The sequence below is a fragment of the Brevibacterium sp. HMSC07C04 genome (genome assembly GCF_001815905.1).
GTDB lineage: Bacteria > Actinomycetota > Actinomycetes > Actinomycetales > Brevibacteriaceae > Brevibacterium.
On sequence record NZ_KV823235.1, the window covers coordinates 42,420 to 62,752 of the forward strand.

Annotated in this window: 19 protein-coding genes and 4 tRNA genes; 7 read left to right on the plus strand and 16 right to left on the minus strand. The window is 63.4% G+C overall.

The features are described 5' to 3' along the window. Nucleotides 1-14: 14 nt before the first annotated feature. The 10 genes from secE to HMPREF3162_RS00545 form a co-directional block, all read right to left on the minus strand. Entirely contained in the window at nt 15-272 is a 258-nt protein-coding gene (gene secE, locus HMPREF3162_RS00500; RefSeq protein ID WP_070776541.1) for a preprotein translocase subunit SecE, read from the minus strand. 64 nt (nt 273-336) lie between these two features. Further along, a tRNA-Trp gene (locus HMPREF3162_RS00505) sits at nt 337-409 on the minus strand. Between the two features lie 112 nt (nt 410-521). Further along, nucleotides 522-1,601, minus strand: coding sequence for a UDP-N-acetylmuramate dehydrogenase (locus HMPREF3162_RS00510; RefSeq protein WP_070776542.1), 1,080 nt, complete (start codon nt 1,599-1,601; stop codon nt 522-524). Next, nucleotides 1,598-2,056 carry a MaoC family dehydratase gene (locus tag HMPREF3162_RS00515; protein WP_070573397.1) on the minus strand — a complete coding sequence of 153 codons (459 nt, stop codon included), beginning with the start codon at nt 2,054-2,056 and terminating at the stop codon, nt 1,598-1,600. The genes HMPREF3162_RS00510 and HMPREF3162_RS00515 overlap by 4 nt, the downstream gene beginning before the upstream one ends. Continuing rightward, complete coding sequence (locus HMPREF3162_RS00520) at nt 2,049-2,498, minus strand: FAS1-like dehydratase domain-containing protein (RefSeq protein ID WP_070573394.1); 450 nt, start codon at nt 2,496-2,498, stop codon at nt 2,049-2,051. Before HMPREF3162_RS00520 ends, HMPREF3162_RS00515 begins: the two co-directional genes overlap by 8 nt. A gap of 134 nt (nt 2,499-2,632) precedes the next feature. Then, a tRNA-Met gene (locus HMPREF3162_RS00525) sits at nt 2,633-2,706 on the minus strand. A gap of 26 nt (nt 2,707-2,732) precedes the next feature. After that, nucleotides 2,733-2,805: transfer RNA gene (locus HMPREF3162_RS00530), tRNA-Thr, on the minus strand. A gap of 94 nt (nt 2,806-2,899) precedes the next feature. Further along, on the minus strand, nt 2,900-3,691 hold the full coding sequence (locus tag HMPREF3162_RS00535; protein WP_176745876.1) for a glycerophosphodiester phosphodiesterase: 792 nt from the start codon (nt 3,689-3,691) through the stop codon (nt 2,900-2,902). After that, nucleotides 3,691-5,028: an NADP-specific glutamate dehydrogenase gene (gene gdhA / locus HMPREF3162_RS00540; RefSeq protein ID WP_083304083.1), complete on the minus strand. Its 1,338-nt coding sequence runs from the start codon at nt 5,026-5,028 to the stop codon at nt 3,691-3,693. Before gdhA ends, HMPREF3162_RS00535 begins: the two co-directional genes overlap by 1 nt. 186 nt (nt 5,029-5,214) lie before the next feature. Continuing rightward, nucleotides 5,215-5,296 (minus strand) — tRNA-Tyr (locus HMPREF3162_RS00545). Nucleotides 5,297-5,401: 105 nt separating this feature from the next. On the opposite strand from HMPREF3162_RS00545, the gene HMPREF3162_RS00550 reads away from it, so the two are divergent. Next, nucleotides 5,402-6,172 (plus strand): ABC transporter permease, encoded by a 771-nt coding sequence (locus HMPREF3162_RS00550; protein ID WP_218079158.1) that lies wholly within the window; start codon nt 5,402-5,404, stop codon nt 6,170-6,172. 43 nt (nt 6,173-6,215) lie between these two features. Continuing rightward, complete coding sequence (locus tag HMPREF3162_RS00555; protein ID WP_070776544.1) at nt 6,216-6,704, plus strand: YajQ family cyclic di-GMP-binding protein; 489 nt, start codon at nt 6,216-6,218, stop codon at nt 6,702-6,704. Between the two features lie 99 nt (nt 6,705-6,803). Here HMPREF3162_RS00555 and HMPREF3162_RS00560 read toward each other — a convergent pair whose 3' ends face one another. Further along, nucleotides 6,804-8,192: an FAD-dependent oxidoreductase gene (locus tag HMPREF3162_RS00560; protein ID WP_226829230.1), complete on the minus strand. Its 1,389-nt coding sequence runs from the start codon at nt 8,190-8,192 to the stop codon at nt 6,804-6,806. Nucleotides 8,193-8,311: 119 nt separating this feature from the next. Between HMPREF3162_RS00560 and HMPREF3162_RS00565 the strand changes: the two genes are divergently transcribed. Next, nucleotides 8,312-9,226 (plus strand): EamA family transporter, encoded by a 915-nt coding sequence (locus HMPREF3162_RS00565; protein WP_070776618.1) that lies wholly within the window; start codon nt 8,312-8,314, stop codon nt 9,224-9,226. Between the two features lie 44 nt (nt 9,227-9,270). On the opposite strand, the gene HMPREF3162_RS00570 is transcribed toward HMPREF3162_RS00565, so the two are convergent. From HMPREF3162_RS00570 to HMPREF3162_RS00580, 3 genes are all read right to left on the minus strand, one after another. Beyond that, on the minus strand, nt 9,271-10,341 hold the full coding sequence (locus HMPREF3162_RS00570) for a polyprenyl synthetase family protein (protein WP_070776546.1): 1,071 nt from the start codon (nt 10,339-10,341) through the stop codon (nt 9,271-9,273). A 79-nt stretch (nt 10,342-10,420) separates the two neighbouring features. After that, nucleotides 10,421-11,743, minus strand: a complete 1,323-nt coding sequence (locus HMPREF3162_RS00575) for a geranylgeranyl reductase family protein (RefSeq protein WP_070776547.1) — start codon at nt 11,741-11,743, stop codon at nt 10,421-10,423. Then, on the minus strand, nt 11,740-12,447 hold the full coding sequence (locus HMPREF3162_RS00580; protein WP_070573382.1) for a demethylmenaquinone methyltransferase: 708 nt from the start codon (nt 12,445-12,447) through the stop codon (nt 11,740-11,742). The genes HMPREF3162_RS00575 and HMPREF3162_RS00580 overlap by 4 nt, the downstream gene beginning before the upstream one ends. An 87-nt stretch (nt 12,448-12,534) precedes the next feature. Here HMPREF3162_RS00580 and HMPREF3162_RS00585 point away from each other — a divergent pair, with 87 nt between their 5' ends. Beyond that, complete coding sequence (locus tag HMPREF3162_RS00585; protein WP_070776548.1) at nt 12,535-13,878, plus strand: isochorismate synthase; 1,344 nt, start codon at nt 12,535-12,537, stop codon at nt 13,876-13,878. A 96-nt stretch (nt 13,879-13,974) separates the two neighbouring features. Here the strand turns inward: HMPREF3162_RS00585 and HMPREF3162_RS00590 are convergent, their stop codons facing one another. Then, on the minus strand, nt 13,975-15,885 hold the full coding sequence (locus tag HMPREF3162_RS00590) for a thiamine pyrophosphate-binding protein (protein WP_070776549.1): 1,911 nt from the start codon (nt 15,883-15,885) through the stop codon (nt 13,975-13,977). Nucleotides 15,886-15,919: 34 nt separating this feature from the next. Between HMPREF3162_RS00590 and HMPREF3162_RS00595 the strand changes: the two genes are divergently transcribed. From HMPREF3162_RS00595 to HMPREF3162_RS00605, 3 genes are all read left to right on the plus strand, one after another. Next, complete coding sequence (locus tag HMPREF3162_RS00595) at nt 15,920-16,888, plus strand: CPBP family intramembrane glutamic endopeptidase (protein WP_176747318.1); 969 nt, start codon at nt 15,920-15,922, stop codon at nt 16,886-16,888. Nucleotides 16,889-17,003: 115 nt separating this feature from the next. Beyond that, a complete protein-coding gene (locus HMPREF3162_RS00600) occupies nt 17,004-18,500 on the plus strand; it encodes an alpha/beta hydrolase (RefSeq protein ID WP_070776551.1) in 1,497 nt (498 codons plus the stop codon). A gap of 17 nt (nt 18,501-18,517) precedes the next feature. After that, a complete protein-coding gene (locus tag HMPREF3162_RS00605) occupies nt 18,518-19,165 on the plus strand; it encodes a hypothetical protein (protein ID WP_070573371.1) in 648 nt (215 codons plus the stop codon). A gap of 1 nt (nt 19,166) precedes the next feature. Here HMPREF3162_RS00605 and HMPREF3162_RS00610 read toward each other — a convergent pair whose 3' ends face one another. After that, nucleotides 19,167-20,309, minus strand: coding sequence for an o-succinylbenzoate synthase (locus HMPREF3162_RS00610; protein WP_083318843.1), 1,143 nt, complete (start codon nt 20,307-20,309; stop codon nt 19,167-19,169). Nucleotides 20,310-20,333: the final 24 nt, after the last annotated feature.

The following is a 20,333-nucleotide window of genomic DNA, read 5'->3' on the forward strand; positions in this document are numbered from 1 at the left end:
GCTGTGCCCGGGTGCTACCAGAGCGGCCACAGCGGTGAGCCCGCAAAGATGAATCCGGCAAGTTTGCCGAACACGAAGTCGAGGATGGTCACGAGCACCATCATGACGGCGACGAAGCCCAGAACGACGAGGGTGTAGTTGATCAGCTCCTTGCGGCTGGGAGTGACGACTTTCTTCAGCTGGTCGACGACTTCGCGAAGGAACTGAATGATCGCGCCGAAGAATCCGCGCTTCTTCCGCGCTCTTCCAGAGCTTGCCTGCGATTCAGCCACTCGTCCTCATTCTTCCGTCTACGTTCCCAACCTTCGGGCTTCCCCGGCTGTGCCGGGAATAGAGCAGGGGTGACAGGACTCGAACCTGCAACCTACGGTTTTGGAGACCGTTGCGCTACCAATTGCGCCACACCCCTAAGCGAGCACCGGATCATCATAGCCGCAATGCTGCGACTGACGAAACGGGGCGTCACCGACACAACATATTAGCCGCTCGGTGTGCTCGCGTCGAACTGAACGTGTGCGCGCCTAAAGTTCCAGGCCTACGAGGTTCGGCTCCGGGACCAGAGTTATGCCGAATCTGCTCTGCACGCCATCGCGAATGTGCCGTGCCAGTTCGATGATTTCCTGTGCCTGAGCACCGCCCCTGTTGGTCAACGCCAGCGTGTGTTTGCCAGACAGCGCGGCATTTGAACCGTCGAGCTTGAAGCCCTTGGCAAAACCGGCCTGCTCAATGAGCCACGCGGCGGAGGTTTTGACTGCCGAAGGGTCGTCTCTGCCCGTGCTCGGGTCGACGACGGCATAGCGCGGTGCGCCTTCGGGAAGGGGCACCTGCTCAACATCGAGGATCGGGTTGGTGAAAAAAGACCCGGCCGACCAGGTGTCGTGGTCGCTGGGGTCGAGGACCATCCCCTTGGATCGGCGCAGTTCGAGCACGGCTTCGCGCACAGCCGTCGGGCTGGCGGCGCCTCCGACTTCCACGCCGAGCGCGTTGGCCAACTGCGCGTACTTGATGGGCACTGCCGAACCCGCATCGCCGGCTTTGGGCAGGCTGAAGGTGACCGAGAGGACCACGTAGCGCGGCTGACCGTGGTGCTGCGCTGTGCGCTTGAGGACCGAGGTTCGGTAGCCGAACTCAAGTTCTGCTTTGCGCACAATGTGGGTGCGGCCGAATTCACGGTCGAACAGAAACACCGATTCGATGGTGGAGGCCACCTCGGCGCCATAGGCTCCGACGTTCTGAATCGGCGTAGCGCCCACGGAGCCGGGGATTCCCGACAGCGGCTCAAGGCCGGTGAGACCCTGCTCGATGGTCCAAGCGACGAAGCTGTCCCAGTCTTCGCCCGCGTGGGCCGTCACCCGCGCCGCGCCGCGGCCCCTTTCGAGCTGAACGCCCTCTGTGCGGATAATGCCCACGGGCCCGGCAAAGCCGTCATCAGCCAACACGAGGTTGGAACCTCCGCCGATCAGGAGCGCCGGACCTTCCTGGAGGCGAAATTCGTCTGCAAATGCGACGAGTTCGTTTTCGGTTGTGAGGACTTCCGTGTTTGCCGCTGGGCCGCCGATTCGCAGGGTTGTGTATTCGGCGAGGCTGACCGGTGCGCTCATGCCAAACGCACCTTCACCTGGGTGCGGCCAAGAACCTTGATCCCTTCTGCTGTGACGTCGACGTCAAGCCTCACGGTGCGGCTTTCTTCGTCAATCGCCCCAACAGCCGCAGTGACTGCCAGTTCAACCGTGGGCTGTTCGGGGGATCCGCTTTCAGCATCGGGCACCACAACGGGCTTTGTGAACCGCGTGCGGTAGTCGATCACGGCGCCGGGGTCACCAGCCCACTGCGTGACGGGGCCAACGGCCAGGGCCATTGTGAGCATGCCGTGGGCAATGACGTTCGGCAGGCCGACTTCCTGCGCAAAGCGCTCGTTCCAGTGAATCGTGTTGTAGTCACCGGAAGCCCCCGCGTAGCGGACCAGGTCCGCCCGCGAAATCGGGATGGTGCGGCTGATCACTTCCTGGCCGACTTCAAGTTCTGTCAGCACGGGAGATTTCGAGGTGTCAGTCATCGTCGCCTCCTCGCACAACAATGGTCGAAGTCACGGTGGCAACGTGATCGCCGCCTGCGGTGAGTTCGGTTCGGGTGGTGATCATGGCGTGGCCCCCGGCTTCGCGCAGACCGTCGATGTGGGTAACACAGTCGAGTTCATCACCGGCGACAATCGGTCGGCTGTAGGTGAACTGCTCTCCGCCGTGGACCACCCGAGAGAAGTCGATGCCGGAGTTCTCATCGAAGATGTAGCGCTGTTCACTGCGCTGGGCGGGAATCACCGCGAAGGTCGGCGGGGCGACAAGATCGGCGTATCCGGCCGCGCGAGCCGCTTGCGCATCTGTGTGGGCCGGGTGCTGCGCTCCTGTTGCGCGCGAGAATTCGGCGATCGCTTCGCGCGAAACCAAGTACGGCTGCGGAAGGCGGTATTCAGCCCCCTGCAGCTGCGTGTTGACTGCCATAGTTTCCTCCTCGTTCAGGGATCAAGTCTAGGCGGTTGGCGAGCGCTCTCTCGACACCACCACCGGGCGGCGGCGCCACGCATTCGGGCATAGAAAAAGGCTTCCAACAGAGGACTGTTGGAAGCCTTGACAAGTAGCGGGAGCGGGGCTCGATCCCGCGACCTCACGATTATGAGTCGTGCGCTCTAACCACCTGAGCTACCCCGCCACAGTGCAGCGCGGTGACTACACCAGAGCCCCAAAAGGGAATCGAACCCTTGACCTTTTCCTTACCATGGAAACGCTCTGCCGACTGAGCTATTGGGGCAACGAGACTTAACTCTACACACCCGATTGGCGAATGCAAAATCCGCACGGAGGGATCACGCAGAGACCTTCATCACAGCTGTTGATCCCGCATCTCAAACATCGAACTTCGCTGTCAGATAGCCCTGTAGGCGACCCAGCTGATTCGTGATGATCCCGCTGACGCCAGCTGACAGAAGCGCATCCCAGCCTTCAGGGGTGTCAACGGTGTGGACGTTGACGCACAGGTCAAGTTCGCTGATCTCCTCAACCAGTTCGCGGCGGGATTTGAAGCCGCGGAAGGACGGCGCATAGCCGATTCCCTCAAGCCGCTGGACCAATTCGACATCGCCCTCTTTGGGCACCATCCGCAGGAGGATTCGCGGAATGTGCCCGGCAACCGCCTGGCAGTTGTGCAGGGTGTGCTGCGAAAAGCTCTGGAGGACCACCCGGTCAGCCATTCCGTGCTGCGCGATGAGGTCGACAACCGCAGCAACTCCCCCGGCTTCCCAATCGCCCTTCAGCTCCAGCAGCAGCCAGCCGCCGCGAAACGACATGCTGTACAGAACGGCATCCAAATGCGGAATCCGCTGTCCGGCAAATCCCGGCCCAAGCCATGACCCGGCATCGGCCAAAGAAATCTGTTCGTCCGACAGACTCGCAACCGCACCGGATGCGTCCGTTGTGCGATTGAGAGTCGGGTCGTGCAGAACCAGCGGAGTGCCATCAGCACTCAGGTGCACATCGATCTCAATGAAATCGGCTTCCAGCGCACGAGCCGCATCGAGTGCCGCCATCGTGTTCTCAGGTGCCGCGGAGGAATACCCCCTGTGGGCAATTGCCCACGGCTTGCCGCCTCGGCCGGGGACCCTGTCAATACCCCGCTCCCGAAGGAACTGCGTGAACATCACACCACCCCGAAGGCCAGCATTGCGTCGGCGACTTTGCGGAAGCCTGCAATGTTCGCACCCATCGCGTAGTTGCCAGGGTGGTTGTATTTATCGGCGGTCGCCAGGCACGTTTCGTGGATGTTCTTCATGATCTGCGTCAGGCGCTCCTCCGTGTATTCGAACGTCCACGAGTCACGCTCAGCGTTCTGCTGCATTTCCAGTGCAGAGGTGGCGACACCGCCGGCATTGGCCGCCTTGCCGGGGCCGAAGGGCACGCCGGCATCTGCGAATACGCCCACTGCGTCATGTGTGCACGGCATGTTCGCGCCTTCGGCAACAGCCCGCACTCCGTTTTTCACCAGCTGCGCGGCAGAAGCGCCGTCGAGTTCGTTCTGCGTGGCGCACGGCAGGGCAATGTCGACGGGGACTTCCCATACGCAGCCTTTTTTGACGTACTTCACGTTTCCGCCCCGGCGATCAGCGTATTCGCTGATGCGGCCGCGCTCTTCGAGTTTGATCTGCTTGAGCAGGTCGAGGTCAATGCCGTCGGGATCATAGACGTAGCCGCCGGAGTCACTGGCGGTCACAGCCAGACCACCGAGCTGGTGCACCTTTTCGATTGCAAAGATCGCAACATTGCCCGACCCGGAAACTCCGACCTTCGCACCGTCAAAGGAACCGCCGGTGCTGGCAAGCATTTCCCCGGCGAAGATCGCACAGCCGTAGCCGGTGGCCTCCGTGCGGACGAGCGAACCGCCCCAGGAGAGCCCTTTGCCGGTGAGAACACCGGACTCGTAGCGGTTGGTGATCCGCTTGTACTGGCCGAACAGGTAGCCGATCTCACGCGATCCAACACCAATGTCACCGGCCGGGACGTCGGTGTACTCGCCCAGATATCGGTAGAGCTCAGTCATAAACGACTGGCAGAAGCGCATCACTTCGTCGTCAGATTTGCCGTGCGGGTCAAAATCAGCCCCGCCCTTGCCGCCGCCAATCGGCAGGCCCGTCAGGGAGTTCTTGAAGATCTGCTCAAATCCCAAGAACTTGATGATTCCGAGGTTGACCGACGGGTGGAAGCGAAGCCCGCCCTTGTAGGGACCGAGAGCCGAATTGAATTCAACGCGAAAACCGCGGTTGACCTGCACTTGACCCTTGTCATCGACCCACGGGACGCGGAAGATCAGCTGGCGTTCCGGTTCGCACATCTGTGCGACGATCCGCGCGTCAGCGTATTCCGGGTGGCGATTGCCCAGCGCGCGCAGTGAGCTGAGAACTTCGCGGACCGCCTGATGGAATTCGGGTTCGGCTGGATTGCGGGCTATGACCTTTTCCTGCAGGTCGTCAATGGTTTCCAGTGGCACGCGGCTTCTCCCCTCGCATCGGACCCCGAACGGGCCGGACCTTGTCACTGTCTCACGTGAATAGTATTCCTCTGCCTGAATTCGCGTGCATGCGACCATGATTTGGACCACAGCCGTGCGCGGCCGCAGAAACTGGGGGTACACAAAAGGCTCCGACCACATGGTCGGAGCCTTTGGCTGTGGCAGATGAAGGATTCGAACCTTCGAAGGCAATGCCGTCTGATTTACAGTCAGATCCCTTTGGCCGCTCGGGCAATCTGCCGGGTTTGTGCTCCGTTTTTGGCTGAGCACTCGTAACACTATAGACGTTCGAGAATGAAAAGCGAAATCCTCTTCTACGACGCATCTGCCGACTACACTGCCCGGTGTGACCGCGCCCGCTGATTTTCTGTCTTCTGCCCCCGCCCTGATCGCGCTGCTGACGGTTCTGACCGTTCTTCTGCTGACTGCCCGAATCCGTGCGCCCTGGGCGCCGGTGTACGCAGTCGCCCGAGGCACCCTCCAGCTGGCCGTACTCGCCTTCGTTCTCACGGGGGCCATTTCTTCAGCCGGCTGGGTCGCGGCATTCCTGGTGCTCATGTTCTCGGTTGCCTGGTGGACCGCCTTCAAGCGCGCTCGCGCACTCGGCCGGTCCACGGGAACCGGCAGAACCGCCGCGGTCATCGGCCTGGGCATGTTCTTAGGGACCGGTGTGACTCTTGTGACGATCTTCGGTCTGCGCGGCCTGGAGTTCTCACCGTCGTACCTTTTGGCGCTCGGCGGGATCATCATCGGAAACTGCATGACCCTGTCCACGCTGACGGTGCGCAGGCTGAACGAACTGCTGCACGATCGCTGGCCGGAAGTCGAGGGCTGGCTCGCCCTGGGGGCGACACCTCGGCAGGCAACCAGCCCCCTGGCCCGGTCCGCCGTCTACTCCGCCATCGTCCCGACAACCGACACCACCCGAACCACGGGGCTTGTCACTCTGCCCGGCGCATTTGTCGGCGCGCTGTTCGGCGGGTCTTCTCCCTACGAGGCCGGGCTCTTCCAGGTGTTCGTGCTGGTGGGCATCCTCACCGCCGGTGCAGTCGTGTCGATCACGATTGCCATGACACTCGCACCCGGCGCCAAGAAGCCCGTCGTCACAGACTCCTAGCGCTTAGACTGTGGGCGACGCGTTGGCGAACAAGGAGGCACACATGGCTGGTTCAAGCTTTGACATTGTCAGCAAGGTCGACAAACAGGAAGCGGACAACGCCCTGAACCAGGCGGCAAAGGAAATCCACTCCCGCTATGACTTCAAGGGCGTCGACCCTTCGATTGAGTGGTCTGGCGAAAAGGTGCTTATGAAGGCCAATTCGGAAGAGCGCGTGCTCGCAGTCCTCGACGTCTTCCAGTCCAAACTGGTCCGCCGCGGAATTTCGCTGAAGTCACTCGACGCGGGCGAACCCTTCGCATCCGGCAAGGAGTACCGGATCGAAGCGGCAATCAAAGAGGGCATCGAGCAGAAGACCGCCAAGGAGATCTCCAAGATCATCCGCGATGAGGGCCCCAAGGGCGTTAAACCGCAGATCCAGGGCGACGAGCTGCGCGTGTCTTCGAAGAAGCGCGACGACCTGCAGGCGGTGATCGCTCTGCTCAAGGGCAAAGACCTCGACGTCGACCTGCAGTTCGTCAACTACCGCTGACGGGCTCGGGTGAGCGCAGGCTGCGCCACCGACAAGCGGACCAGAAAGGGCGAGGCGGAGTTCCGCCTCGCCCTTTGTGTTCAGGGGATCTCGTCTGAACTAGGCCATCTTCATAGCCGCATCGACCATTGCCTGCCGCGTGGCCAGCTTGATGCGCTCACGGCCGTGCGGTTCACCGGCAGCCTTTTCGGCAGCCTCAATGCGGTGGTAGCCCTCCCAGTCGATGTAGTCGATGCCCTTCTCAGCCAGCAGGTCGACGATGGCGTCTTCTTCCGGCTTGGCAGGCTGGGGCAGACGGCCCGCTTCGTAGTCTTCGATGATGTGGCCGATGGTTTCCAGCGCATCGCCCTTCGTGTGGCCGATCAGACCAACGGGACCACGTTTGATCCAGCCGGTGGTGTACACACCGGGAATGTGATCTTCGGCCTGGGCGACATCGACCGATTCGCCGTCGATGACACGGCCTTCGATGTTCGTGATGACGCCGCGCCTGTCATCAAACGGCAGGCCGGGCAGCTTCGTGCCGAAGTAGCCGACCGCGCGGTACACGGCGTCCATCGGCCAGTCAGTGGTCTTGCCGGTGCCGTTGACTCCACCGGTGCCGTCGAGTTCCTGGCGCTCCGTGCGCAGTGCCGTCACACCTGTCTCTTCGTCGCCGAGGATTTCAACCGGCGCTTCCAAAAAGTGCAGGTGCAGGCGACGCTTGGCTCCGGTGTCTTCGCGCAGTGTGAAATCGGTAAGGGTTTTGGTTACCTGTTTAACCTGATTGGAGGTGCGGATGGCCTCCATTGAGCCTTCGTCGAATTCGAAGTCCTCCGGGTAGACCACAATGTCGACATCGGCGGCCTGACCGAGTTCGCGGATCTCCAAGGGGGTGAACTTCGCCTGGGCGGGACCGCGGCGGCCGAAGATGTGCACATCGGTGACGGCGCTCTTCTTCAAGCCTTCGTACACGTGGTCGGGAATTTCCGTCGAGAGCAGATCATCAGCCTGCTTTGCGAGGATGCGCGCGACGTCGAGAGCGACATTGCCGTTGCCGATGACGGCGACCTTTTCGGCTTCCAGCGGCCATTCCTGCGAAACGTCAGGGTGTGAGTCGTACCAGTTGACGAACTCGGCAGCACCGTAGGAGCGCGGAAGCTCAACACCGGGGATCGGCAGCTTCGTGTCGATGAAGCAGCCGGTGGAGAAGATGACCGCGTCGTAATGGTCCTGCAGTTCTTCCAGCGTGATGTCCGTGCCGTAGTCCACATTGCCGAACAGACGCAGCTGATGGCGATCCATCACGCGAATGAGTGCGTTCGTGATGCCTTTGATGCGCGGGTGGTCGGGCGCCACACCATAGCGGACCAGACCGAAGGGCGCCGGCAGGCGCTCGAAAAGATCGATGCTCACGTCGAAGTCACGTTCTTCTTTGGTCATGAGATCAGCGGCGTAGATACCCGCCGGACCAGCACCGACAATGGCCAAGCGCAGAGGACGACTCAAAGTATCACCTTTCCCTATATCCGACCGTCAATTGTACGCACCGCGATTTTGGAAATGAAGCTGTGCTCTATTGGCGAATAGTTGCTTTCCTCTCCGCAAGCGGGTCTACACTCGCCAATGTGACCGATGACTCAGAATCCGCACCACTTCAAGCCGCCGCAACGACGCCCGCCAGCAGCTCAGCCACTTCAACTGCTGCTCTTCCCGCAGACGAAGCCCGTCGCCGCCGCGACGGGCTGATCTTGGGAATCGGCGGCTATCTGTTCTGGGGCAGCATGCCGCTCGTCTTTGCGGCAGCCGCCCCGGCCGGCGCCTTCGAAATCCTCGCCCACCGAATCATCTGGTGCTTGGTGTTCTGCGCACTGCTGCTGGCTTTCGCCCGCGGCCTCAAGCGCACGTGGGACCTTGCGCGCAAACCGAAGATCTTCGGCACCCTGGCCGCCGCCTCGCTTTTTGTGGGCATCAACTGGCTGGTGTTCATCCTCGGCGTACAGGCCGGCCGCGTGACCGAGGTCGCGCTCGGCTACTACATCAACCCGCTGATCACAGTGGCGCTTGGCATCATCTTCCTGCGCGAGCGCCTGCGGCCCCTGCAGTGGACCGCAATGGGACTGGGGCTCGTCTCAGTTCTCGTCATCACAATCTCTGAGGGCATCGTGCCCTGGCTGGGCCTGGCGGTGGCCATCAGCTTCGGCCTCTACGGCCTTGTCAAGTCCAAGGTCGGCTCCCGCGTAGGCGCACTGGAGGGGCTGACAATAGAGTCCTTCATCCTCACGCTGCCCAGCATCGTCATCCTCGCTGTCGTGGAAGCCAACGGGCTCGGCACGTTCACCACGGAAGGCTTCTGGCACACCGTCCTGCTGCTGATCTTCGGCGAGCACATGTCCCGGGGGCAGTGGTGGGGATTCATCATCATCTGGGTCACAGTCGCACTCATCGGCGCTGATTCGATTCGCGCAGGCAACCGCGCCCGCCGTGCAAAGCGCGCTGTACAGAACACCCCAAACACTGCCGGTGGCCCTGAAGCCGGCTGAAGCTTCGGTGCGCCCGAGCTCTGGCGGGCTCTGGACGGAGTGGTTCAGCCGACCCGGTTGACGACTCCGGCGGCAAACAGTTCGAAGGCCGCCTTGATGGGCCCGTCCGGGAGGTCGCGCAGCGCTTCTACGGCACGAGCCGACCACCGGCGGGCCTCGGCACGAGCATCCTCCATAACGGGATGGGCGACGAGTGCGGTGCGGGCCGCTTCGAGCGCTTCGTCAGAGGAAAGATCAGCATTCAGCAGATCGACGATCCGCTGCGCTTCAGCATCCCCTGCCGCAGCTTCGCGGCGAATGAGAAGCGTCGGCATAGTCGGCACGCCCTCGCGCAGGTCCGTTCCGGGTGTTTTGCCGGATTCGTCTTCTTCTGAGGCCAAGTCGATGATGTCGTCGGCCAACTGGAACGCGACGCCGACGTTTTCACCGTACTGCCGCAGGGGCTCCACGAGCTCAGCAGAACCGCCGGCAGCCAAGACCGCGAACTCACCGCACGCGGCAATGAGCGAACCCGTTTTGTCCGACAGCACGCGGATGTGGTGCTCAACGGCGTCTGCACCGTCTTCGGGGCCGGTGTACTCACTGAGCTGACCCAGCACCAGACGTTCGAAGGTCTCCGACTGCAGAAGAACGGCACGCGCACCGAGCTCCGAACACAGGCTGGACGCTCGTGCAAGCAGAACATCGCCGGTGAGAATGGCCACCGAATTGTTCCACACCTGGTGGGCAGCCGGTGCGCCGCGGCGCACGGGAGCTTCGTCCATAACGTCATCGTGGTAGAGCGTGGCCAAGTGGGTCAGTTCGACAACAGCACCGGCTTTCACCACATCGAAGCTTTCCGCGTTCGCTTCTGGGCTCAGCTGGGCCGCCCACTGTGCGGCCAGAAGAACCAATGACGGGCGCACTCGCTTGCCGCCGGCTGACAGAAGATAGCGGGACGATTCGTCAGCCAGGCGGTCAGTCTGGCGCACCGCGTCGTAAAGGAGCTGTTCGACCTGTTCGAGCTGACGATCGAGGTTGGCGCTCAGGTCAGCGCCAACAGCGGCGAAAGCACCAGGTTTGGGCTGGGTGCCCGGCTGTGCGGAGGGCGCGCTGGCCTCGCCAGAAGGTGCCATCGTCGTCTTCTCTTTCCTCAGATTCTCAATCGGTTCGGCTGTGCAGGGATCTGCGACCCCTCAGTCTACGTTCACTCTGCTAGCGATTCGAGGTGGCAGGTACGGCCGTGATGAGCGCGTGCACTGCCCGGTCGTGCAGGTCGCGGTGTGCCCGCGGGTCGTCTTCGTAAAGATTAGCCAACAGTTTGACCGCAAAACTCATCAGGTATCGCGAGCCCATGCCGTACTTGAGTCCCAGTTCCATAACCTTGGGCTGGCCGATCAGGTGGGCGAAGCCTCGTCCCAGCGTGAAGTAGCTGCCGTATTCGTCCTGCACGGCCGTGCTGAACCCTGCAAGCTTTTCCCGGTAGACAGCCTGCGGGAACCCGCGGTAGGTGCTGATGATGTCAGCAGCGATCCGCGCCTGTTCGAACGCGTAGTCGATGCCTTCACCGTTGAACGGGTTGACCATGCCTGCAGCATCACCCAGCAGCATGACTCCCCGGTCGAAGTGCGGGGTGCGGTTGAACGCCATCGGCAGGGCTGCCGAGCGGATGGGCTGGCGCATTCCCTCGCTTCCGTCAGCCCCGCCGATGCCCCACTCATCGCCCATTGCGGCGATCCAGTCCTTGAGCACCGTCTGGTAGTTGACCTTGCCGAACTGCGGGCTGGTGTTGAGGATGCCCAGTCCCACGTTGACGGTGCCGTCGCCCAGGGGGAAGAGCCACCCGTAGCCGGGCATGGGTTCGCCCTCGGGGCTGCGCAGCTCAAGCCACGACTCAATGAACGGATCGTCGTGGCGCGGAGAGTCGTAGTAGGTGCGCACTGCCACGCCCATGGGACGGTCATCGCGCTTGCGGTGCCCCATCTGCACGGCCGTGCGGGCGCTGACCCCGTCTGCCGCGATCACGATGGGCGCACGGAAGAACACTTCCTCGGCCGCTTCGCCGGCCTTGTTGGAACGCAGCTTCCGCCCCCGGACGTCTGCCGGGACGGCGCGAATACCCGCAATCCAACCCTTGTCGAAAACGGGCTCTTCTGCTGACATCTGCTGGTACAGGACAGCACCCTGCTTTTCGGCGTGCCGGGCCAGCTGTTCGTCAAGGTCCATACGGGCTCGGGTCAGTCCATAGGACGGAAAGCCCGTCACATCCGGCCACGGGATTTCCAGCCGGTGTCCCCCGCCGATAAGGCGCAACCCGCGATTGCGGTGCCAACCGGCCTCATCCGGCAGGGAAAAGCCCAGGTGGCCGAGCTCTTTGACCGCCCGCGGCGTCAGCGCGTCACCGCAGATCTTGTCGCGCGGGAACGCCGTCTTCTCCAGCAGCGCCACATCGAGCCCGGCGTGTGCCAAGTGGGCGGCGACCGCAGATCCGGCGGGACCGGCACCGACGATCACGACATCGGCATCGACGTTCTTCACTGTGCATCACCAGCGGGTTTGAGACCGTGGTGAATGGCGACGATGCCGCCGGTGAGGTTGCGATACTTGACCTGATCGAAGCCTGCATCGCGGATCATATGGGCCAGCGGAAGCTGAGCCGGCCAGGCGCGGATCGACTCAGCCAGGTACACGTAGGCGTCTGGATTCGAGCTCACTGCTTTTGCCACCGCAGGAAGGGCCCGCATGATGTATTCCTTGTAGAACCGCGCAAACGGGCTGAACGTCGGGGTCGAGAACTCGGCAATGACCAGTCGGCCGCCGGGTTTGAGAACACGCAGCATTTCCGCAAGCGCCTTCTGAGGTTCCTGCACGTTGCGGAAGCCATAGGTGATGGTGACCACGTCAAAGGTGTTGTCGTCGAAGTCAAGGTCCGTCGCATCTGCGTACTGGAACTGGATTTCAGGGTGGCGGCGACGGCCCACCTCAAGCATTCCCTCGCTGATGTCACCGGCGATGACAGTGGCTCCGCGCTGTGCGTAGGGCACTGAGCTGGAACCGGTTCCCGCGGCCAAGTCAAGGATGAGCTCACCGGGTTTGGGGTCGACCGATCGGGTGATCTCCACGCGCCACCAGCGCGAAATGCCGAAGGTCATGGCGTCGTTGGTGATGTCATAGCGTTCGGCAACAGCGTCGAACATCGATGCAACATCCGCCTTGTTCTTGTCCAGGTGAGCGCGATTCATGTGTCTCATAATCTCAGTCCCGCCCTCCCGGGAGCCAATCGGGCCGGTGCCAGTGCCGACGACAGTGCTTCTCACTAGACTGGCCGTGTGCTCAGCGATTCTGTTTCCCTGCGGGTGCGCTCGTGGTTCATCGACGGCGTCGACCCCCACGCTCCCGCTCCCTTTGCGGGCGGTCTGCCGTCAACCGTGCAGGATTTTTTGGCACAGCTGCCCCAGGACACGTTCAACTGCTGGGTGCGAGGGCACTCCGGTCTGGTGGGCTTCGGCAGAGCAGCACGACTGCGCGCCAGCGGCAGTGGGACCGTCGAGGGGCGCACCCGCTTCGATCAGCTGTCCCAGCAGTGGCGCACTGTGTCTGAGCGCGCTCAGGTCGAAGACGCGGTCAGACTGCCGGGATCGGGCCTGGTGGGCTTCACCGCAATTGCCTTTGCCGATGATTCCGACACGGATTCCGTCATCGACATTCCGCGTTTCATCATGGGCCGCCGTCACGAACGCGTGTGGCTGACCTCCATCTGCCCCGAAGACGGCGCCGATGACGACTTCACGCTCGAATCAACAGCGCTGAGCCCCGTTGCGGGTGCCTCGCTGCACGAGGGCCGCATCAGCCAGGAGCAGCACATCCGCAATGTGTCCGACGCGGTCGCACTCATGCGGGCACCCGGCAGCCGGTTCAAGAAGATCGTCCTGGCCCGCGACGCTGTAGTCGACACGCCACGCGACATCGACGTTCGGGCGGTGCTCGGAGCGCTCAACGCCGCCTACCCCGCCACGTGGACGTTCAATGTGGCCGGCATGATCGGCGCAACACCGGAGCTTCTGGTGGGTGCTCACGATGGCGTTGTGCGCTCCCGCGTGCTCGCCGGCACGTACCAGGTGCGCGCCGATGCCCAAACGGAACTGGCTCAGGCCCGCCAGCAGCTTGCCGGGGCTAAGGACTCCCAGGAGCACATCTACGCCACGCACTCACTCGAAGAGAGCCTGCGTCCCCACAGCAGTGACCTGCACGTAGACGAACAGCCCTATCTGCTGACCCTGCCCAATGTCATTCACTTAGCAACCGACGCTCACGGCACTCTCGACTCCCCTTCCGGCAGACCGAATGACCGTCCGTCGATCATCGATCTGGCCAAGAGCATTCACCCCACGGCAGCTGTCGGCGGCGTGCCGCGCAATGAGGCGATGCGCGAAATCGCCCGCATTGAAGGGGCCGACCGCGGTCGCTACGCAGGGCCGGTCGGATGGATTGACGGTGCGGGCAACGGCCAGCTGGGCATTGCGCTGCGCTGCGGACAGTTGGAGTCGCGCACCCGCATTCGGCTGTGGGCCGGCGGCGGGATCATGCCCGATTCAGACCCGCAGTCCGAACTTGCAGAATCGTGGGCAAAGCTCGGCCCTATGCTCCAGGCGCTCGGCGTCAGCCGCCCGTAAGCGCCGCTCGCCGCCAGCAGGGCATCCCGGCGGGACAGAGGCTCACCCCACCGGGCAAGCGCTCGGTCCAGACGCTCAGACCAGCGGGGCTTCAACTCAGACCAGCGGGACTTCAAAAAGCCCCGCACTGCCGGCCTTTGCCACAGCAAGCAGATCGTCGACTGCCACCTGCTGGTACGGCCAGCCGTAGGCTTCGGCGAGCGCACGGAAGTTGCGTCCGTGGCGTGTTGCAAAGTACCTCGCAAAATGACTTTTCAGGTGCCCGGCACCGTGCTCCAGACCGCCGAAGATGGCTCCGCCGTCATCATTGAGGACGAAGATCTGCAGGGCGGGCAGATTCACGCTTCCGCCTTCGCGCAGCAGCCCTCCCACGTCGTGCAGGGCTGCGACATCCCCGATGATCAAACGCAGCGGGCACTGCTTCGACACGGGTCCCGTCAGCGCCATGCCGACAGCCGTCGCAATCAACCCGTCGATCCCGGCCAGCCCTCTGCTGGCGCTCATCTGCACACGCCCAAGAGCCTCGTTCCCAGCCAGCGCAGAAGCGTAGCGGCCCGCATTGGAACTTGCGAGGAAGATCTGGGCGACGGTGCCGTGTTCGGCTGCATTCTCGGCGGCAGCACCGACAATCGCAGCGACAGCAGACACCCCGGCGGGCGGTTCAGCTGGGGTCGGCGGCACCTCGTGCCATTGGGCGGCCGCCTCACGGTGATGCGAGCGGACTTCCGAGGCGACGGTCGGCTGGCCTGCGATCACGCCGGTGGTGCGGCCCAGCAGGGTTTCGCGCACTCCCGCAGCCCGTTGAATATGCGATTCGGATGCAGCGGTGCGAGCCCACCGCTTCGCATCAGCATCTGGTGTCTGGCCGGTGAGCCCGGCCGAAGCCAAGTACGAGCCGTATTCATCCGCCGGCGCCCAGTCGAGGTCCGCTTGGATTTCTGCCGTCGGCAGGTTCGCCAACAGCCGCTGGTCTTGACGGTACTGGGTGATTCTGCCGGTGCGGACAACCCCGGTGATGGATTCGGCAAGGTCATCGTCGAGAACGCCCGGGTGGCCGGGCACCGACAGGTGGAACAGCGGTGAGGACGGTTCGGCAAAAACCGGGACTCCGAAGGCCACGGCGAGTTCCCCTGCTCGGTGCGCGCCGAAGTCGCAGTCGCTGCCGGCCAGCAGAACAGTTCCAGGGCGGCTGAGCATTTCCAGCGCCTGCGCGAATCCCGCGTGCACGTGCGGACGGTGTTCAAGGCGGTTGGCCTCGCCGATCTCGGGACGCCAGGGCATGTCTTCGGGCTTCGGTGTGAGCTCACCGTCGAACTGCACGTTGAACTGGACCGGCCCCGGTGTGGACAGTCCACGCAGTCCCGAACTCAGGGCGTACGGGGCGTTCATACCCGCGCCCGCCCCCTCCGAGCCGACCGCAGCGGCAGCCGCAGCGTGTACGGAGGCGGTGAGCGACGCCTCGTCAGGTTCTACAGGCACATCAAAGCGCAGACGAACATCGCCGAGCACGTGCGACTGCCTGTCGATCGTCTGGTTGGCCCCGGTGCGGCGCAGGCGCTCGGGCCGGTCAGCACTGAGGATGAGCAGCGGGAGCTGCGAATACGAAGCCTCCAGAACAGCCGGGTGCAGGTTCGCCACCGCTGTTCCCGAAGTCGTGAGAACAGCGACCAGCCCCGGAGTCTGAGGCGAGGTGCTGCCACTGACCCCGCCCGCGACGGCACTGGGTTCCGCACCGCGAACACCCGCAGCCGCCGCACCGCCGAAAGCCCGAACAGACGCATCGGCAACGGCCGTCCGGCGCAGCCCCTTGGCCAGTCCCAGCGCAAAGAACGCCGCATCGCGTTCGTCAATGCGCACGTGGGTGGTCACCAGACCGGCATCGGCAAGTTCCGCAAAGGCGTAGGTCAGCGGTGCCGAACGCGAACCGGGGGCAATGACAACATGCTCAAGACCGCGGCGAATAAGAGACAGGGCGATAGTGCGGGCTGTCGCAGTTGAAGTGTTCACGCACCCGATTCAACCAGACCCTAGAATGTCGACCATGGTCTACCCTCCCAGCCCCTATTCGGACGCACCGGCACCGGCGATCCCGGACTTCAAACGTCCCGACTCTCACCGGATCTGGCAGCTGCTTGCAGGCATAGTCGCCTTTGTCATCGCTCAGCTGGTCACGGTCGCCGTTGTTGCGTCGATTGCCGGAATCGGGGCTCTCGACACCGCCTCCGCGCGACAAGGCGGCAGCCATGCCGAGTCGTACGGTCTGGGGATCGGACTTATGGCCGGCGGTGCTGCCATGTTCGTTCTCTACCTGCTGATCATGCGCTTTATCGCGCGTGCCCCGGGGCACGGTCTGCGGGGCAAGAACAAGGTGACGGAGTTCCTTCTGGGCCTGACCCTCGCCTTTGTCATCCTCGGGACTTCCGTCGGCGTGATTGCGCTGGCCGGGGGCTTCCGAATCACCGGTCTGACTGCCCGCGATGAGCTTCTGCCTGCTTTTGTCCTCGCTCTGGGGATCGGACTGGGCCCGGCCTTTACGGAAGAGCTGCTGTTCCGCGGGTTCTTCCTGCGCATCTTCGACGCCTGGTGGGGGTGGGTGCCGTCGCTGCTCATCACGAGCGCGATCTTCGGCCTCGTGCACCTGGGCAACCCCGATGCCACGCTGTCCGGTGCGATCTTCATTGTGATCGAAGCGGGGCTGCTGTTGGGCGGAGCCTACCTCCTGACGCGCCGTCTGTGGTTGGCAATAGCCATCCACGCCGGGTGGAACTTCATGCAGGCGTTCGTCTTCGTGTCTCCGGTTTCCGGCACGGGCGAGGCGGTGGGCCTGTTCCAGGTGGAATGGTCGGGATCGTCGTGGCTGACCGGTGGAACGATGGGCCTTGAGGGTTCTGTCATCACCGCCGCACTCGGTCTGCTGGCAGGCATCGGGCTTCTGCTGCTGGCTGGAAAACACCGGACGCTCCTGCCGCGCGAAGCCGTCATCCGCAAGCAAAGGGCTGCCAAGGCCTGAAATGCGCACCCGATGGCAGACGGCTTTCTCACAGCGCAGTTCCAAGGACAGTCCAAGCCGAGCGTAACTTCCCGTTCACGCATACGCCGTAGCCTGAGTGTTGCGGAGGTGGTCCATGGTCAAGCGCAGTCTGCGGATGTCCGTCGGAGCACGCGCGGTGCGAGCACTCACAGCCCGCCGCAGTGCGGCAGGCCTCTACCCGGCCTACAGCGAATCGACCTCGTTCCTCGGCCCGGAGCCAGCCGGTTTCGAAGCCGCCCACATCCACGTGCGCGAAAAGCGCAAACTCTCTCGCCGCCTGCGGGAGTTCTTCGTCTACTCACCGGCTCTCGGCAGAACCGTCGGCGTGCGCGTCCTCTTGCCCGGCATCCCACAGGAGCACGCCGTTCCCCTGTTCCTTTTCCACGGCGGCGGCGACGATTTCCGATCCTGGACGGACCTGGGGCGGGCTGAACTGCACACGCGCGGCAGTCGTTTCCTCGTTGTCATGCCCGATGCGGGGGCGGCCGTCTACTCCCGCCACGAAAAAGCACCCGGCGACGTCGAAGACTGGCCGGAGTTCCACATCCGCGAACTGCCGATGCTGATAGGCGACCTCTATTCGACCTGCCCCGAACTGCGGGTGGCCGCCGGGCTGTCCATGGGCGGCTACGGGGCTATGAAATACGCCGCCTGGCGGCCCGATCTCTACGCTGCCGCCGCCGCGTTTTCGTCTCCGCTCATCCCGCAGGCCGCTCCCCCGCTGTTTCAGATCCTCGCAATGCGCGCGGGAGCACCGGCGGATTCGCTCTTCGGATCTTTCAAAGACGGTGACGCCCGATGGGAAGCGAATTCGCCCTACGACCTCGCAGAAAACCTCCGCGGGCTCGACATCTGGCTGTCAGCGGGCTCTGGAACCCCTGACGATGCGGAGAATTCCGATGAGAGCGCTGACATCATGGAAGCCCACCTGCACAACCACGGCGGCCGCTTTGCCCAGCGGCTGAGCGAACTGGGCATAAAACACGCGTGGGCACCGCGGGACACCGGAATGCACAACTGGTTTGCCTGGCAGCGCGAACTCAAAGCGTGGCTGGCCCACGCCGTGCAGGCCGGGCTCGACCGCAGTCCCAGCGCATCACCCACCCGCGATCCCCGCCCGCGGTTCTGGACGAGCGTTGCCGACGGGTCGCCGTTTACGTTCATCAGCGGCCTGCCGGTCTTCGAAATCTACGGATGGAAAGTCGAGATCTCCAGGCGCCGACCCCAGATCGTCACCTTCGGCGACGTCAGCCCCAGCGGCTTCACCCTCAACGGCGCCGGAACCTTCCGAGTGACCTCACCTGCCATGTTCATGCCCGGCGCGGAAGCATCCATCACCGTCAGAAGCCCGCTGGGAGTCAACCCGTACACAACCCGGGCCGACGCCTCGGGAGCCATCTCAATCACAGGTCAGATGGGTGCGGCGCTGCACGATCCCATCGTGCCCGGCAGTCGGACAAAGCACTTTCGCACGTGGGGCCAGGCGGCGGTCACCGAAGTCATCATCAGGGGGCAGAGAAAAGACTCAGACAGATCTGCGACCATAGAAAGTTCACGCAAGCCCAAGGCGCTGCCAATAAGAGGCGGCTGAGAACAGAAGGGAACCGGATGAAGCGGCTCATAGCAGGTCTGGCACTATCCGCACTCGCGCTGACAGGGTGCAGCCAAGCCGATGGCCAGCAGACAGATCCGGACAGCAGCGCCGAACAGGGCGCAGCAGAGGGCATGCACTCAACAGAAGACCTGCGCAGGTCCATGGAATCGGCTGGTATGGAGCCTGCCGAAGTCAGCCCCGAAAACGCGGACCCGGCACAGCTGCTCGAAAGCGCGTCCGTCGAACCGGAAAACTGCCGGGTGCTGCTTGACGCCACGCAGGGCGCAGACCTCGGCACTGACACCGGGCTGAGCGCAAAAACCGATTCGGCGTCCTACTTCGCTGCCGCCAATGCCGAGGGCACTGACCTGGCTCCCATAGTAGAAAACGCACGCAAAGCGGCCCAGGACTGCTCAACCATTCGGGTAAAATTCGCCGATCAGACCGTCGAAACCTCTGTCACCGTCGACGACATCACGATCGACGGGGCAGACGACGCCGTGTCGGCATCCGCCGAAGTCGACTTCCACGGGCAGAAGCTGACCATCACCAATATCGCCGCCGCGAAAGACAACACGATCGTCTCGGCTGTTCTCAGCCACGGCGGAAAGCCGAAGACCGCCGCAAAGACCATCAGCGGCATTCTCAGCCGACTGGGCTGACTTACGCAGAGCGCAGAAGCTTCCAACAGGCGGCCAGACGAGCCAACCACCACTGTTCAACATCCGCCGGTGCCCGGTGCGCTTCTGCCAGTTGCACGCTGACGTCCATCGGGGCTGCGCTGATTGTGCCGCCGCGGGGCTTTCGCGGCCTGTCTACGACATCGGCAGCCAACAGCGACGCCGTGCCCAAGCCCGCTGCCCACGGTTCGGCCTGCCCGCCGCGCTGTGCCAAGACCAGTGCCAGCTGCGCACCGGCGGCCAAGCCGATGGACGATTCCAAAGCACTCGACACCGTCGCAGGCAGACCGCAGGCATCCACAATCCGCTCTGCCGCTGCGACCCCGCCCAGCGGCTGTGCTTTTACGACAATGTGATCGGCCGCGCCCAACTGCGCCACCCGCAGAGGGTCGTCAGACCGGCGAATGTTCTCATCCGCAGCAATCCGCACGGCACTCAGTTCACTGTCTGCCTGCAGCCGCTGCCGCAGCCTCGCCATGTCCTCAACGCCGGCAACCGGCTGTTCGATGTATTCAAGCCGCTGCGCAAAACCAGGCAGGGTGCACAGTGCCCGCGCATACTCCACGGCTTCTTCAACGCTGAGTTTGCCATTGGCGTCCAAGCGAATCCCGGCTGTTGGGGCAGCGCGCAGGACAGCCGCTGTGCGCGCCAGATCAGCGTCTTTGCTGGCCGCACCGTGTTCGGCGATTTTGATTTTGAAGACCCCCACACCGTCAAAGCGGGCGAGAACATCTGGAACTTCGGCAGCGCCCACCGCCGGGACGGTCCCATTGACCGGCACCCGAGTCCCCGCCAAGCCGCCTGAGACAGCGGATGTCCGCGACGCTTCGTGAGCAGATGTGGGCAAAGCCGACGAGGCGGAAGTCCCAGACTCCAGCAGATTTGCCGGACCGCTCGGGTTGAGTGAGAACTCAACTGCCGCCGCCAGCCAGCGGTGCGCTTGTGCGGGCCCGTATTCGGGAAACGGACTGAACTCCGCCCAGCCGGCCGGACCGCGCAGCAGGCACACCTGCCGCGATGTGATGCCGCGAAACCGGGTGGTCATCGGCAGTTCGACCACACGAATATCCGTGAAGAACTCGCGCGGATCGGCGGGCAGATCCGAAACAGGAAGCGAAAACGGCATAATCTCAGCCTAGCGAGCGCGGAT

Excerpts from the sequence above, each read along its gene's own strand:
- HMPREF3162_RS00510 (WP_070776542.1), bottom strand. The coding sequence starts at position 1,601 with ATGAGCGCACCGGTCAGCCTCGCCGAATACACAACCCTGCGAATCGGC.
- HMPREF3162_RS00515 (WP_070573397.1), bottom strand. The coding sequence starts at position 2,056 with ATGACTGACACCTCGAAATCTCCCGTGCTGACAGAACTTGAAGTCGGC.
- HMPREF3162_RS00520 (WP_070573394.1), bottom strand. The coding sequence starts at position 2,498 with ATGGCAGTCAACACGCAGCTGCAGGGGGCTGAATACCGCCTTCCGCAG.
- HMPREF3162_RS00535 (WP_176745876.1), bottom strand. The coding sequence starts at position 3,691 with ATGTTCACGCAGTTCCTTCGGGAGCGGGGTATTGACAGGGTCCCCGGC.
- HMPREF3162_RS00555 (WP_070776544.1), top strand. The coding sequence starts at position 6,216 with ATGGCTGGTTCAAGCTTTGACATTGTCAGCAAGGTCGACAAACAGGAA.
- HMPREF3162_RS00570 (WP_070776546.1), bottom strand. The coding sequence starts at position 10,341 with ATGGCACCTTCTGGCGAGGCCAGCGCGCCCTCCGCACAGCCGGGCACC.
- HMPREF3162_RS00580 (WP_070573382.1), bottom strand. The coding sequence starts at position 12,447 with ATGAATCGCGCTCACCTGGACAAGAACAAGGCGGATGTTGCATCGATG.
- HMPREF3162_RS00595 (WP_176747318.1), top strand. The coding sequence starts at position 15,920 with ATGGTCTACCCTCCCAGCCCCTATTCGGACGCACCGGCACCGGCGATC.
- HMPREF3162_RS00600 (WP_070776551.1), top strand. The coding sequence starts at position 17,004 with ATGGTCAAGCGCAGTCTGCGGATGTCCGTCGGAGCACGCGCGGTGCGA.
- HMPREF3162_RS00605 (WP_070573371.1), top strand. The coding sequence starts at position 18,518 with ATGAAGCGGCTCATAGCAGGTCTGGCACTATCCGCACTCGCGCTGACA.
- HMPREF3162_RS00610 (WP_083318843.1), bottom strand. The coding sequence starts at position 20,309 with ATGCCGTTTTCGCTTCCTGTTTCGGATCTGCCCGCCGATCCGCGCGAG.